At 67.2% G+C, this 13,633-nt stretch carries 13 protein-coding genes; 7 read left to right on the top strand and 6 right to left on the bottom strand.

Annotated features, from left to right (window positions below; translation table 11 throughout):
- Positions 1 to 14: 14 nt before the first annotated feature.
- Positions 15 to 227 (top strand): helix-turn-helix transcriptional regulator, encoded by a 213-nt coding sequence (locus tag G9473_RS15265; RefSeq protein WP_291134547.1) that lies wholly within the window; start codon positions 15 to 17, stop codon positions 225 to 227.
- On the top strand, positions 217 to 870 hold the full coding sequence (locus G9473_RS15260; RefSeq protein WP_291134545.1) for a hypothetical protein: 654 nt from the start codon (positions 217 to 219) through the stop codon (positions 868 to 870). The genes G9473_RS15265 and G9473_RS15260 overlap by 11 nt, the downstream gene beginning before the upstream one ends.
- Here the strand turns inward: G9473_RS15260 and G9473_RS15255 are convergent.
- Entirely contained in the window at positions 867 to 1,877 is a 1,011-nt protein-coding gene (locus G9473_RS15255) for a hypothetical protein (protein ID WP_291134543.1), read from the bottom strand. The genes G9473_RS15260 and G9473_RS15255 overlap by 4 nt on opposite strands.
- Before the next feature lie 211 nt (positions 1,878 to 2,088).
- On the opposite strand from G9473_RS15255, the gene ahpC reads away from it, so the two are divergent.
- The 3 genes from ahpC to katG all read left to right on the top strand — a co-directional run bounded on the left by ahpC (position 2,089) and on the right by katG (position 7,132).
- The gene (gene ahpC / locus G9473_RS15250) at positions 2,089 to 2,655 is read left to right on the top strand and encodes an alkyl hydroperoxide reductase subunit C (RefSeq protein ID WP_291134542.1); all 567 of its coding nucleotides are present in this window, start codon (positions 2,089 to 2,091) and stop codon (positions 2,653 to 2,655) included.
- Positions 2,656 to 3,012: 357 nt separating this feature from the next.
- Positions 3,013 to 4,602: an alkyl hydroperoxide reductase subunit F gene (ahpF, locus tag G9473_RS15245; RefSeq protein WP_291134541.1), complete on the top strand. Its 1,590-nt coding sequence runs from the start codon at positions 3,013 to 3,015 to the stop codon at positions 4,600 to 4,602.
- A gap of 328 nt (positions 4,603 to 4,930) precedes the next feature.
- Positions 4,931 to 7,132 carry a catalase/peroxidase HPI gene (katG, locus tag G9473_RS15240; protein ID WP_291134540.1) on the top strand — a complete coding sequence of 734 codons (2,202 nt, stop codon included), beginning with the start codon at positions 4,931 to 4,933 and terminating at the stop codon, positions 7,130 to 7,132.
- 64 nt (positions 7,133 to 7,196) lie between these two features.
- Here katG and G9473_RS15235 read toward each other — a convergent pair whose 3' ends face one another.
- Positions 7,197 to 8,051, bottom strand: a complete 855-nt coding sequence (locus tag G9473_RS15235) for a LytTR family DNA-binding domain-containing protein (RefSeq protein WP_291134539.1) — start codon at positions 8,049 to 8,051, stop codon at positions 7,197 to 7,199.
- 177 nt (positions 8,052 to 8,228) lie between these two features.
- Between G9473_RS15235 and G9473_RS15230 the strand changes: the two genes are divergently transcribed.
- On the top strand, positions 8,229 to 8,777 hold the full coding sequence (locus G9473_RS15230; protein ID WP_291134537.1) for a hypothetical protein: 549 nt from the start codon (positions 8,229 to 8,231) through the stop codon (positions 8,775 to 8,777).
- A gap of 48 nt (positions 8,778 to 8,825) precedes the next feature.
- On the opposite strand, the gene G9473_RS15225 is transcribed toward G9473_RS15230, so the two are convergent.
- The 4 genes from G9473_RS15225 to G9473_RS15210 form a co-directional block, all read right to left on the bottom strand.
- Positions 8,826 to 10,244: a tetratricopeptide repeat protein gene (locus G9473_RS15225; RefSeq protein ID WP_291134536.1), complete on the bottom strand. Its 1,419-nt coding sequence runs from the start codon at positions 10,242 to 10,244 to the stop codon at positions 8,826 to 8,828.
- 93 nt (positions 10,245 to 10,337) lie between these two features.
- Positions 10,338 to 10,901, bottom strand: coding sequence for a Smr/MutS family protein (locus G9473_RS15220; RefSeq protein ID WP_291134534.1), 564 nt, complete (start codon positions 10,899 to 10,901; stop codon positions 10,338 to 10,340).
- Complete coding sequence (locus G9473_RS15215; RefSeq protein WP_291134532.1) at positions 10,898 to 12,076, bottom strand: murein transglycosylase A; 1,179 nt, start codon at positions 12,074 to 12,076, stop codon at positions 10,898 to 10,900. The genes G9473_RS15220 and G9473_RS15215 overlap by 4 nt, the downstream gene beginning before the upstream one ends.
- A gap of 55 nt (positions 12,077 to 12,131) precedes the next feature.
- On the bottom strand, positions 12,132 to 12,803 hold the full coding sequence (locus G9473_RS15210; RefSeq protein ID WP_291138523.1) for a Tim44/TimA family putative adaptor protein: 672 nt from the start codon (positions 12,801 to 12,803) through the stop codon (positions 12,132 to 12,134).
- Between the two features lie 302 nt (positions 12,804 to 13,105).
- Between G9473_RS15210 and secB the strand changes: the two genes are divergently transcribed.
- Positions 13,106 to 13,633, top strand: coding sequence for a protein-export chaperone SecB (secB, locus tag G9473_RS15205; RefSeq protein ID WP_291134530.1), 528 nt, complete (start codon positions 13,106 to 13,108; stop codon positions 13,631 to 13,633).

Below are 13,633 nucleotides of genomic sequence, written 5' to 3'. Positions count from 1 at the left end.
CCGAGGGACGCGCTTTGGAAAACCGCCTGAAACAGCACCGCGAGGCGCGCGGGTGGAGCCAGGGCGAACTCGCCCGGCGGCTCGGCGTGTCGCGCCAGACGATCAACGCGGTCGAGACCGACAAGTACGACCCTTCGCTGCCGCTCGCCCTGCGCATGGCCAAGCTGTTCGCAGTGAGCGTGCCCGACCTGTTCATCGACCATTGGGAGCCGAGTGATGATGAGTGATGCGAAACAGCCCGGAGGCAAGGCATTCTGGCGCAAGGTCGCGGTCCCGGCGATGTTCGGCGGTGTCTTCGGGTTCGCCACGGCCTTCGCACTCGGCTCCTTCGCCGACGGCAGGTGGGTCGGCGGCCTGTCGACCTCGGCCGAGATCGCGCTGATCGGCGGCGGACTTTACGTCATGATCGCCCTGATGACGCTGATCGGCACGCTCAATCCGAAGGCGGGCGCGCGCTATCTCAATGTCGAGGACGCAGGCGAACTCGCCGAGATGCGCACCGTGCTGGTCAATTCGTGCATCGCCATGGCGCTGTGGGGCGCGGCGCTGGTGGCCCTGGCGCTGGCCGCGCCCGGCCCGGTCCCCGCGCCGCTCGCCCTCGCGTCCGCGCTTGTCGGGCTGCTGGGCGGGGCGGTGTTCGCATGGCGCTCCTGGAAATTGTCCGACGAACTGATGGCCGCGGTCACGACCGAGGCCAATTCGCTCACCGCGCTGCTCGCCTTCGCGGTTCTGGGCGGGTGGGGAATGCTGGCCCATCTCGGCTATCTCGCCGGGCCGCAGCCGCTCGACCTTCTCACCGGCCTCTATGCCCTGTCGCTCCTCGCCACTTTCGTCACCGTCGCGCGGCGCGGGATGATGCGGCTGGGCTAGAACAGTGTCTGGGCAAGCGGGACGCCCGGCCCCATCTGGGCGGCGATAAGGGAGACCCAGTGGGCGACCTGCCCGATCTCGTCCGTCCCGTCCCTCTTACTTGCATGGGCGGTGTCCTGCGGGCCGGAAAACGCTTGGCCAAGCTTGGCGTGAGTCGCAAAGGCCGGCCCGTCAGCGGCGGCCGCGATCGCCTCGGGCGGCGCGGCGAGACCTGCGAATCCGAGCACCGCGCCGAGTGTGCGTGCGCGCTCCGCATTGAACCGGTCGCCATCGAGCACCGCCAGCCTGCCGCCCTGCGGTCCGGAAAGCAGGGAGGCGAAGTGGTTCTGCCCCATCACCCATGCCATGCCTGCCACCTGCATATCGGTTGCAAGGAACATCTCGCGCCTGTCGAGTCCGAAATCGACCGGGGCGTAGGCTTGCAGTTCGAGGAACAGGGAGCGGCCCCAGCGGCGTCCCATCAGCCCCCTGCGCGCGATGCTGCCGAGGAAGGGCTCGAGCCCGTTCGTCATCAGGATCGCGCGCGAGGAGGGGGCAGCGTCGAGCAGGAGGGGAATCAGGCGGTTCGCATGGTTCGTCGGCTTGACGAACACCGCTTCGCCGCCCGCCCGCCTGCGCGCGAGAAGGCGCAGCACGGCCCGCGTGAGTTCGGCGCCTTCCTGTCCGCCGGACCCCATGAAATTGGCAAGGCTTGCGATGATCCCCGGCTCGGCGAGCCCGATGCTCACGCCCTCGATATTGAGCGCCCGCGCAAGCAGGGTGCTGCGACAAAAGGCAGTGTGGAATACGAAATGGAGCGGGCCGGTTACGGGATCGAGCGCCGCGACCTCCTCGAACGCGAGGCTTGCCACCCCGTCCGCAGCGGCGGGTCTGAAATCGGCAAGAAAGCCCGGTTCGCCATAGGCCGAAGGCGGTATTCGCAGGAATTCGACACGCCGCGCCACCGGATCGATCCGGTGCGGCAGCCAGTCGGCATTGCTTTCGATCTCCCGTGCCGTGGCTGTCACAAGCCCCCCGTCCATAAGCGAAGCCTCACCTGCCTAGCGCCGAAAGAGGTGGCCTGCCAATCGGAACTCTCGTCGTCGGTTCCCGTTCTGACGATTGAAAAAATCGATTGTTGCAATCGCACATTCCCGCTTTTGTGCAACGCAACAGGCCCTATGTGGGGCAGGCAAGTTTCAGACCACCTCTCAACCACGCATAATGAGGAAAACAGCAATGGGTATCATCGGTTCGACCATCCAGCCCTTCAAGGCGACCGCCTTCCAGACCGGCAAGGACTTCTTCGACGTCACCAACGAGGACATTGCGGGCAAGTGGGCCGTGTTCTTCTTCTACCCGGCCGACTTCACCTTCGTCTGCCCGACCGAGCTGGAAGACCTCGGCGAAAAGTACGATATGCTCCAGAAGATGGGCGTCGAAGTCTTCGCCGTCTCGACCGACACGCATTTCAGCCACAAGGCGTGGCACGACACCTCCGAAAAGATCGGCAAGCTCCAGTTCGCCTTCCTCGGCGACCAGCTCCACACGCTGTCGAAGCAGTTCGGCGTGCTTCGTGAGGAAATGGGCCTTGCCGACCGCGCGACCTTCGTCGTCGATCCCGATGGCGTGATCCAGATCATGGAAATCACCTGCGAAGGCGTCGGCCGCAACGCGAACGAGCTCGTCCGCAAGATCAAGGCCGCGCAGTATGTCCGCGAAAACCCGGGCCAGGTCTGCCCGGCGGCGTGGGAAGAAGGCAGCGACACGCTGGCTCCCTCGCTCGACCTCGTCGGCAAGATCTGACGATTTTTCGCCGGGCATAACGCCCGGCACGCATCCGGCACGGCGCGCCCGCTACTCCCCCCTCCGGCGGGGTGCCGTGACCGAAAGCCCGAGAAGCTTCCGCATAAGGGAAGTGGCCCTCGGGTCGCAGAAGGGACCGGGAGGCCAGCTGCCTCCACACCCTCCCTCCCTACGGGGCGGACGGTCTTCCGGTCCCATGCCTGCCCTGCCCCTTGCACACAGGGGTGGCCGCGATTTGATCCGGCTCAAGGAAAGGCACGAGGGGGCAGGTAATTTCACATTAGCAGCGCAGTATTGACACGGGCGCGCGCCAGCCGCGAGGCTGCGTCAAGCCGTGGCAGCGAAAGGCAAGACACCATGCTCGACCAGAACATGAAGGCCCAGCTCGGGCAGTATCTCCAGAACCTGCGCCAGCCGATCGAGCTGGTCGCGACGCTGGGCGACGATGCCAAGAGCACCCAGACCCGCGAGCTGCTGGAAGAGATCGCCGCGCTGCACGACCTAGTCACCGCGCGTTTCGACGGGACCGAAGGCCGTGTGCCGAGCTTCCTGATCCGCCGCGCCGACAATCACGACTCAGCGGTGCGCTTTGCGGGCCTTCCGATGGGGCACGAATTCACCTCGCTGGTGCTCGCCCTGCTGTGGGCAGGCGGCCACCCGCCCAAGGTCGATGCCGACCTAGTCGAGCAGGTGCGCTCGCTCGAAGGCAGCTTCGATTTCGAGATGTTCTTCTCGCTCACCTGCCACAACTGCCCTGATGTCGTGCAGGCGCTGACCCTGATGGCGCTGGAAAACCCGAACGTCACCGCGACGCTCATCGAAGGCGGCACCTTCAAGGACGAGGTCGAAGAACGCGACATCCTCGCGGTTCCGGCGACCTTCCTCAACGGCGAGGTCTTCTACAACGGCAAGATGGAGCTGGCCGAAATCCTGTCGAAGGTCGACAGCGGCGCCGATGCCAAGGCTGCGGCCAAGCTGTCGGCGAAGGACCCGTTCGAAGTGCTGATCGTCGGCGGCGGCCCGGCGGGCGCGGCGGCGGCGGTCTACACCGCGCGCAAGGGCTTTCGCACCGGCATCGCGGCCGAACGCTTCGGCGGACAGCTGATGGATACGCTCGGCATCGAGAACCTGCCGGGCACGACCTACACCGAAGGGCCCAAGCTTACCGACAACCTGCGCGCGCAGGTCGGCGAATACGACATCAACGTGATGGACCTCGCCAATGCGACGGCCTTGCGTCCGGCTGCCGAAAAGGGCGGGATGCACGAGCTCGAACTGTCGAACGGCGCAGTGCTGAAAGGCCGCGCGCTGATCCTCGCGACGGGTGCTCGCTGGCGCAACCTGGGCGTTCCGGGCGAAGCCGAATATCGCAACAAGGGCGTGGCCTACTGCCCCCACTGCGACGGCCCGCTGTTCAAGGGCAAGCGCATCGCGGTGATCGGCGGAGGCAATTCCGGCGTCGAGGCGGCGATCGACCTCGCCAACATCGTCGGCCACGTCACCCTGATCGAATTCGACACCAAGCTGCGCGCCGACGAGGTGCTGCAGAAGAAGCTGCGCTCGATGGACAATGTCGAGATCATCGTGAACGGCCAGACGACCGAGATCACCGGCGACGGGAGCCGCGTGAACGGCCTCGTGCTCAAGGACCGCGAGAGCGGCGAGGAACGCACCATCGAGCTCGAAGGCGTGTTCGTCCAGATCGGTCTCGTGCCGAACACCGAATGGCTCAGGGATACGGGGATCGAGCTGTCGAAATACGGCGAGATCGTCGTCGACGAACACGGCGCGACCAACCTGCCGGGCATCTATGCCGCGGGCGATGCGACCGTGATCAAGGACAAGCAGATCGTCGTCGCGATGGGCACCGGCGCGACCGCGGGTCTCGGCGCGTTCGACTATCTCATCCGCAACGAGCCGGTCGAGGAGATCGCGCAGGCCGCGTAGTTGTCCGAGACCGGGTCGCGTCCGCGGCCCGGCTCCTCGCTCACGCGGCCTTGCGGCCGCATCGCTGCGGGCGCGCGTGCAGGTGTGCTTTGCACGTCTGCGCCTTCGGCTCCGACTCCGCGCTTGCGGGCTCCCGTTCGGGAGCCCGTTTGCTTTCTTGACCTTTGCCCGCTCTCATCCACGCGAGAGAGCACGATCGCCCGCATCGATCAAACTCCGTATCTTAATCGATTGGACAGATCACCCCGTCCTGCATCATCCTCTCGCCATGAAAACCGGATAGGCCCGAGTCTCCGGGCAACCGGACAAAGGAGAGAGGAGGACGATCATGGACGCGAAGACAGGTGAAATGGGCGGCTGCCCGGTCCACGGCAATGCGATGCGTTCGCTGCTCGGCCGGACCAACCGCGACTGGTGGCCCGAGGCATTGCAGCTCGACATCCTGACCGAAGGCGGCCGGAGCGCGAACCCGGCGGGCGAGGATTTCGATTATGCGGAAGCCTTCAATGCGCTCGACTACGAGGCGCTTAAGCGGGATCTCCACGCTCTGATGACCGACAGCCAGGACTGGTGGCCGGCCGATTACGGGCATTACGGCCCCTTCTTCATCCGCATGGCCTGGCACGCTGCGGGAACCTATCGCACCGGCGACGGGCGCGGCGGTGCGGGGTCCGGCCAGCAACGCTTCGCCCCGCTCAATTCCTGGCCCGACAACGGCAATCTCGACAAGGCGCGCCGCCTGCTGTGGCCGGTCAAGCGCAAGTACGGCAAGCACATCAGCTGGGCCGATCTCATGATCCTCGCCGGCAATGTCGCGATCGAGAGCATGGGCGGCCCCGTCTTCGGCTTCGGCGGCGGACGCAAGGACGTGTTCGAGCCCGAAAGCACCTATTGGGGCACGGAAGAGCAGTGGGTGAACGAAGGCGTCGCCACCCGCATCCAGCCCAAGGAAGGTAAGGCGCTCGAAAACCCATTGGCCGCGATCCAGATGGGTCTCATCTACGTCAATCCCGAAGGACCGGGCGGCGATCCGCACGACCCCGAGGGCATGGCGCGCGATATGCGCGAGACTTTCGCCCGCATGGCGATGAACGACGAGGAAACCGTCGCGCTCACCGCCGGGGGCCACGCTTTCGGCAAGTGCCACGGGGCGGAGCCTTCCGACACCTTCGGCCGCGCGCCGGAGGGCGAGGACCTGCACCTGATGGGCTTCGGCTGGCTCAACGACCAGGACGAGATCGATCGCGGCCACATCACGACCTCCGGCATCGAAGGGCCGTGGACGCCCAACCCGACCCAGTGGGGCAACGACTATTTCCGGCTGCTGTTCAAATACGAATACGAGCTGGTGAAATCGCCCGCAGGCGCTTGGCAATGGACCCCGATCGACCCCGAAGAGGCGGACATGGCGCCCGACGCGCGCGATCCGTCGAAGAAGGTCCCGACGATCATGACCACCGCCGACATGGCGCTGAAGCGCGACCCGGAATATCGCAAGATCTCGGAGCGCTTCCTCGATGACCAGGCGGCTCTCGACGATGCCTTCGCCCGCGCCTGGTTCAAGCTGTGCCACCGCGATATGGGACCCAAGGTCCGCTATCTCGGCCCGGAAGTTCCGGAGGAGGACCTGATCTGGCAGGACCCCGTCCCCGCCGGAAAGGCCCCGTCCGATGGCGACGTCGCCACGTTCAAGGCCAAGGTGCTCGACAGCGGCCTGACGGTCAGTGAACTGGTGAAGGCGGCCTGGGCCTCGGCCTCGACCTATCGCTGTTCCGACCACCGCGGCGGCGCCAATGGTGCGCGAGTCCGGCTCGCCCCGCAGAAGGACTGGGCGGCCAACGATCCCGATGAATTGGCGAAGGTCCTCGCCAAGCTCGACGAACTGCGCGGCGACATGAGCATGGCCGATGCGATCGTGCTCGCGGGCTCGGCTGCCGTGGAAAAGGCCGCGAAGGATGCCGGGTTCGACATCACCGTGCCCTTCACCGGCGGACGCGGCGATGCGGGCGAGGAGCACACCGATGCGGCAAGCTTCGAGCCGCTCGAACCCTTTGCCGACGGCTTCCGCAATTACCTGCGCAGCAAGGCGGACGTGAAGACCGAGGATATGCTGATCGACAAGGCACACCTGCTCGGCCTGTCCATTCCCGAGATGACGGTGCTGGTCGGCGGGATGCGGGCGCTGGGCGCGGTGAGCGGCAATCGCAAGCACGGCGTGCTGACCGACAATCCCGGCGCGCTGACGCCCGATTTCTTCGTCAACCTGCTCGACATGGGGACGAAGTGGGCCCCGGTGGAGGACAGCGGCGACGAGGAATATGTCGGCACCGACCGCAAGACCGGCAAGGAACGCTGGCGCGCGACGCGGGCCGACCTCGTCTTCGGTTCGAACTCGCAGCTGCGCGCACAGGCCGAACACTATGCCGAGATGGGCAACGAGGCGGCTTTCGTGCGCGATTTCGTGGCGGCCTGGACCAAGGTGATGAACGCCGACCGCTTCGACGTGACCTACGCCCGCTACCACGGCTGACGCCGCGCGCGAGAGCTCGAGAGGGCCCCCGGGGGATTGACCCCCGGGGGCCTTTTCATATCCGCTAGAACCAGCCCGCGTCGCGCAGCTCGGCGACCTGCGCGCGGGCGACCGGAGCCTCGAGCCCGCGCGGCAGGACGAGACGGACATTGCGTCCCTCGCGCTTCACGTCCTCGACCGCGCCCCGCGCGACCCACCAGCTGCGATGGACCTGCCTGCCGTCCGATGCCGACAGGTGAGCGACCGCATCGCGCATCCGCATCAGCACGAGATCGGACCCCAGCGCGGTGTGGACGCGAACGTAATGATCCTCCATTTCGAGCGCGATCACCTCGCTGCCCAGTTCGGCCGGAAGCTGCTCGAGCAGGGGATTGCCGCGCGCAAGGGCAGGCTCCATGGCATGGAGCGGATCCTGGTCGGCAATCGTCAGGCCGAGCCGCTCGCCCGGCAGTGCGCCGGGATCCTCCTCCACGCCGCGGCGGCCGCGCAGCGCGTGGAACAGCAGCACGATGCCTCCGCCGATCACGAAGACATAGAGATAGTGAACAAGCGCCTGCTCGAGCCCCGGCACCGGAATCGGCGGGGGCAGGCTCCCGGCGACCCACACCAGCACGGCCATGGGAACCGTCGCTGCGAGCGTGGCGACGAACCACAGCGCCGGGCGCGGCAGGTCGAGCGCGGCTTCGGCCCGGTCGACGAGCAAACCCATCGGCCTGTAGATCGCATAGCCTGCATAGGCGAAGCCCAGCCACGTCACCAGCCGCCATGCGAGCGGCATCTCGATGCTGCCGAACGGCCCGATCACGGCGAGGAACAGCCCCACAACCGTCATCACGGCAAGGTCGATCGCCAGGCGCCGCAAAAGCGGGGCGCGGGAGACGCGCGTGGTGTCGCCGGGAGAGACGGAGAATTCCACCATGCTCCGCAAAATACCTTGCCCGTTCGCGCTTCGTAAAGTGGCAAACCGCCCAAAGCCGCGCTTTCACAAGGCCCGTTCACGCAGGATCGCTCCCGATCGCGCAGGCGCGATTGCCCGTGAAGGGGCTTCGGGCATCCCTCCCTTCGTCGGCATCGCAATTCGAAAGGGAGCCCAACCATGCCCGAACTCGCCCTTCCCCTCGCCCCGGCCGACCGCGACACTCCAGGGGGCTTCGACCTGTCGCCGAGCCTGCGCGCTCTGGTAGCGCTTGTCGCCGTGGGAATGACCGCAGCCGCCCTTGTCGCACTCGTCCGTGGCCTCGGCGGCATCGCGCCCTACCATCCGAACATTCGAGAGCTGGCGATCCTTGTCCATGTGGCGACCGTGCTGCCCGCGATCCCGCTCGGCGGGTGGCTGGTGCTGGCCCGCAAGGGAGACGCGCTGCACAAGGCGCTCGGCCGGGTATGGGTGGGCCTGATGGTGACAACCGCGCTCGCCGCCACCATGATCGGGCAGGGCCACGGCAGCATCCATCTCAGCCCGATCCAGCTCTTCGTGCCGCTGACGCTGATCGCCTCGTGGAAGCTGGTGGCCGCCGCCCGCCGGGGCGACATGAAGACCCACCGCAAGGAAGTGCTCATGCTGTTCCTAGGCGCGCTGACGATCCCCGGCCTCGTCGCCTTCCTCATGCCGGGCCGGATGATGCACGTCTGGCTGTTCGGATGAGCCGGGGCGGGCGACGCGCACCAGTGCGCGCCGCCCTCTCCTGACGCTTCAGCTGAAGATCTTGCGGCACACGCTGCGCTTGTCCGGCTTGTTCTTGCAGGCGAGCAGGACCTCCTGGAACTTGCAGCCGAGCCCGTCGCCCGCAGCGCACAGGTTCGCCGATGCGATCTGCGCTTCGCCAAAGGACCCCCTGCGAGCCAGGCGGTAGACCTTGTGCTGGGCCGTGCGCGCATCGCAGTAATCGCCTTCGGCCGCCTTGAAGCACAATTGCGCATCGAGCCATTGCCGTTCGCCCGCGAAGGCAGGCGCGATCTGGCGGTCGCGGAACATATCCGACAGGGTCCGGCACGAAGCGACCAGCGCGCCCATGTAGCAGGCTTGCTCGTAGTAGATGCGCGCCGTGTCGTAATCGGGTGCAGCCAGCCCCGAGCCGCGATAGGCGGCGGTCCCGGCATTGTTGCACGCCTGGATGTCGGGATCCTCGTCCCGCAGGCAAAGGGGGCCGAGCAGTTCGATCGCGCGGCGCACGTCCCTGCGTCCGGCGCGCCCGTCGATCAGCCAGGAGCCGAGATTGTAGCAACCGTTGTCGTAGCCGAGGTCGCAGGCCCTCTCCATCCACGGAACGGCCTTGACGGTATCGCGCGCCTGGCCGTTGCGCCCTTCGTTGTAGATCGCGCCGAGATTGAAGCAGGCCGCGGCGACCTTTTTCTCGCAGCCGGTCGCGTAGAACTCGCGCACGGTTGGATAGATCGAGGCATCGCTGCGCGGACGGCTCTGCTGGAGCGTGCGCGCCGCGTAGAAGCACGAGACAGAATCCTCCAGCCTGCATCCCTGCGCGAAGAATGTATGGGCCGCCTCGTAATTCTGCGGCCCGGCGCGACCGGTGCGAAAGCCCTCGCCGGCATAGCGGCACGACAGGCCGTAATTGCCGACGCAGCCTTCGCGGTAGAACCGCTCGGCGCGCGCCGCGTCCTTGGCCACGCCGTTAGTGCCGTTCTGGTGGATCGAGGCGAGCGAGACACAGGCGAAGGCGATCCCTTCGCGGCAGCCGGTCTCGAACAGGGCGAGTGCGCGCGGAACGTCCTCGGCCACCCCGTCGCCGTTGAACAAGGTATAGGCGAGCGAGACGCAGCCGCGCCGGTCGCCCTGCTGGCAGGACCGCTCGGCCAGTCCGTAACCGCGCTCCAGGTCGACTTCGACCCCGCCGAGCCCGCGCTTGTAGGCATAGCCCAGGAAATAGGCCGCGCGGGCATCGCCCCTCTCGGCGGCTTCACGCAGTTCGGCAATGCTCGACTGTTCGAGCACCCTCTTGGTGAGCGTGCGTGTCGAAACGGTCGTGATGTCGTCGATCGACAATGCGTTCCACGGCTCGGCCTCGGTCTGCGCGGCGCCTTCCGGTGCGCCCAGAAGGGCACCGCAGACGCCAAGAGACGCAGCCGCAAGCGCGGCGAAAAGCTTGATCTTCACTGATTTCCCCCTGTTCTTCGGTGGTCCGACCATGGCAAGCGGTCGTCTGCCTGTCCAGTAGGGGCAACCGCGCCAGCGGAAGCTAAGCCTTGCTCAACGCGCGCGTTTCAGGACGAGGTAGAGCGCCCCTTCGCCGCCGTGACGGATGTGGGCGCGGCGCACGGCGGCGACGCTGTCGGCATGGCGGCTCGCGGCGAGCCAGTCGAGCAGCTTCGCCCGGATCGCGCCGCGCCGCTCCATCCGGTCGGCGGGATCGACCGGCCGCTCGCGCCCGGCGACGACCAGCACCACCCGCGCCCCCATCGCGCGCGCCTGGTCGAGCCCGTCCATGATCCGCGAATGGGCGGTGTCGAGCGTGTGGCCGTGAAGGTCGAGCGTGAGATCGGGCGTCACGCGGCCCGCCTTCAGCCGTCGGTTCCAGTGCGAATCGAGTTCGGAGGAAAAGCGCGGGCGCGGGGCGGGGGCTCGCGGCGAAGGCTGCGGGCGGGGCTTTGCGGGCGGGCTTTTCGCCGCAGCAGGTCGCGCTTGCTTGCCGGGCCGCGTCGGTCCGGGCTGCTTGACCGGAGGAGGGACGCGCCCGGGGAGCGGGGTAACGCTTTCGGCCAGCCGCGCCCACGCCGCACGCTCCTCGGGCGAAAGGCCGCGCGGGGCGCTCATCGCCCGCGCTCCAGCCGCAGGGCCGCGGGCTTGGGCAGCAGCACCAGCGCCTCGCCCCGTCCGCTCATGGTGCCGGCGGTGGCGCGCGCTGCTTCGCCCGCGCCCCAGAAGGTGTCGAAGCGGTTCGCTCCCTTGATCGCGCCGCCGGTGTCCTGCGCGATCCACAGCCCGTCGGCCTCGTCGCGGTCGAGGTCGAGCCAGACCGGCGCGCCCAAGGGCACGAAACGCGGATCGGCGGCGACGGAAGCTCGAGGGCGCACCGGCACGCCGAGCGCGCCGATCGGGCCGTCGCCGGTCAGTTCGCGGAAGAAGACCCAGCTTTCGTTCTCGCGCATCAGCGCACGGCCTTGCGCCGGGTTCTCCCGCAGGTAGGCCATGATGCCCTGCATCGAGCCGGGGTATCGCCCCGGCCCCTCGCCCAGCAGGCCGCGCTCGCGCATCAGCGCGCCGATCGAAGTGTAGGCGCGCCCGTTCTGCCCGGCATAGCCGATGCGGATCACCTCACCCTCGGGCGTGCGCAGGCGGCCCGAGCCCTGAATCTGGAGGAAGAAGAACTCGATCGGGTCGGCCGCCCAGGCGATCACCGGGGCGCGGCCCGCAAGCGCGCCGTCCTCGATCTCGGCGCGGCTGTAATAGGGAACGAAAGCGCCGCTTGCATCGCGCCGGCCGAGCGGCGGGCGGCCCTCGCGCTCGGCGGGCGGCACGCTGTCCGGCCAATCGCGCTCGAGGTCGGGGGGCATGGCATAGACCGGCACTTCGAAACCGGGCCGGCGCGTGCGGCTGGCGAGGATTTCGGGCTCGTAGTAGCCCGTCGCGAAGGCTTCGCCCGAGCCGACGCGGACGGGTTCGAAGAAGGTGGCGAAAAAGGAGCGGGCATCGGCGAAGGGCCAGCGCCCGGCTGCAGCGCAGGAAGCGCGCCAATCGGCAGGCGCGGACAGGCCGCTCGCATCCTCGCGCGCCAGCAGTTTCGGGCAGGATTCGCGGAACGAGGCAAGTGCGGCGGCCGCGTTGGCCTGCGTCAGGCCGAGCGCGCCGAGCGCGGGTCCGCGCGCGACACCGGCGAGTGCGGCGCTGGTGGCAGCCGTTGGCAAGGAAGCCCGGGGCGCAACGCCACTGGGAACAGCAGCGCATCCGGCCAGCATCAGCAGGAATGCAAGTGAGGGTAGTGAGCGCATTGCCCTTCCCTGCCCCGGCGCACGCGCGCGGCAGGAGCGCGCGACCGGGCTTTGTTCAACCCTCGTCTGTTTCGTCGAGCAGCCAGTTCGGATCGCGCGAGGCGACATTGCGGCTGAAGGTCCACACGTCGCGGCTTTCGATCGCATCGTCGAGCGAGCCGGCGATCACATTGCCATCCTTGTCATAGGTCACCGCCGCGATATCGGCCACGAACAGCACCGCGATACGCGCCGTGCGACCACCGCGACCGCCGTCGAGCGAGGCGGAATGAATGCGCGTTTCCTCGATCCGGATGAGCTTGTTCTCGAGCGTCTCGCCCGCTTCTTCGCGCGCATCGATCGCGGCGACGAAGCCTTCGTAAACGTCATCATCGCACAGTTCGCGCAGGGTTTCGCGGTCGCCGCTCCAGAAGGCTTCGAGCACCATTTCATACGCGCCCTTCGCCCCTTCGAGGAATTGGGCGAGGTCGAAGCGGCTGTCGGCCTGCGCGATTTCGCGGATGCCGCGCTCGACCGCGGGCATGACGCCGTCCATCTCAATCACGCGCTGCGGCGCGGCCGGCGCATATTGCGGCTGCTGGGCGGCGCGCCGGTCGTCGTCCTTGCCCGGCTCGAAGCGCTGCGGGATCGACTCCTCTTCATGTTCGGCCCGGCGCCCGAGCACGGAATAGAGCCGCAGCCCGAGAAAGGCGGCGATCATGGCGAGGATGACGATTTCTACCATCAGAATGGAACCCGATCTCGATTTGTGGTTGCGGCACTCCTCCCGTGCAACAACGCATGAACCCCTGTCGTGCCTGAAATAGGCATCAATTACAATTCGCCAACGCCCGATGGGTTGCAAATTGCCGCATTTTCGCTGCGTCTGGTGCGATATCGCTCCTTCCGGGCGCCTGCCGCGTCCTTGCACCATGCCACGCGCATCTTGCCCGCGTCAGGTTGCGGGCTTGCTGCACCGGTGCTACGCGCGCGCCGCAAGCCCGATGGGCGCCCGCATTCAGATCATATCCTATTCGAAAGACGATTCCCATGGCCGAAGAAGGCGACGTTCTCACCAATCTCGACAACCAGCAGGGCGCGAACGGCGCGGACAACCAGCCGGCGGCCGCGATCATCACGCAATATATCAAAGACCTGTCGGTCGAGAATCCGAACGCGCCCGATGTCTACCAATGGCAGGGCCAGCCCAAGATCGACGTCCAGTTCAACATCGGCGCAGAGCCGGTCGGGCAGGAAGTCCACGAGGTCACGCTCAAGATCAACATCACCGCGAGCGGAGAGAAGGGCAATTTCTACCTCGTCGAGCTCGCCTATTGCGGCCTTGTCGGGATGCGCAACATCCCCGAGGATCAGGGCCACGCCTTCCTTTATGCCGAAGCGCCGCGCCTGCTCTTCCCGTTCGCCCGCCGAGTGGTCGCCGACGCGGTGCGCGACGCGGGCTTCCCGCCGCTGGTGGTCGACCCGATCGATTTCAACGGGCTCTATGTCCAACAGCTGAACGCGCGCCGCCAGCAGCAGGCCGAAGGCGCGGCGCCGGCGCCGGGCGGCGACGCCTGA

The sequence above is a fragment of the Erythrobacter sp. genome (assembly GCF_011765465.1).
Taxonomy (GTDB): domain Bacteria; phylum Pseudomonadota; class Alphaproteobacteria; order Sphingomonadales; family Sphingomonadaceae; genus Erythrobacter.
The sequence above is the reverse complement of the archived record's forward strand: the minus strand, read 5'-3'. Positions and strand labels throughout refer to the sequence as shown.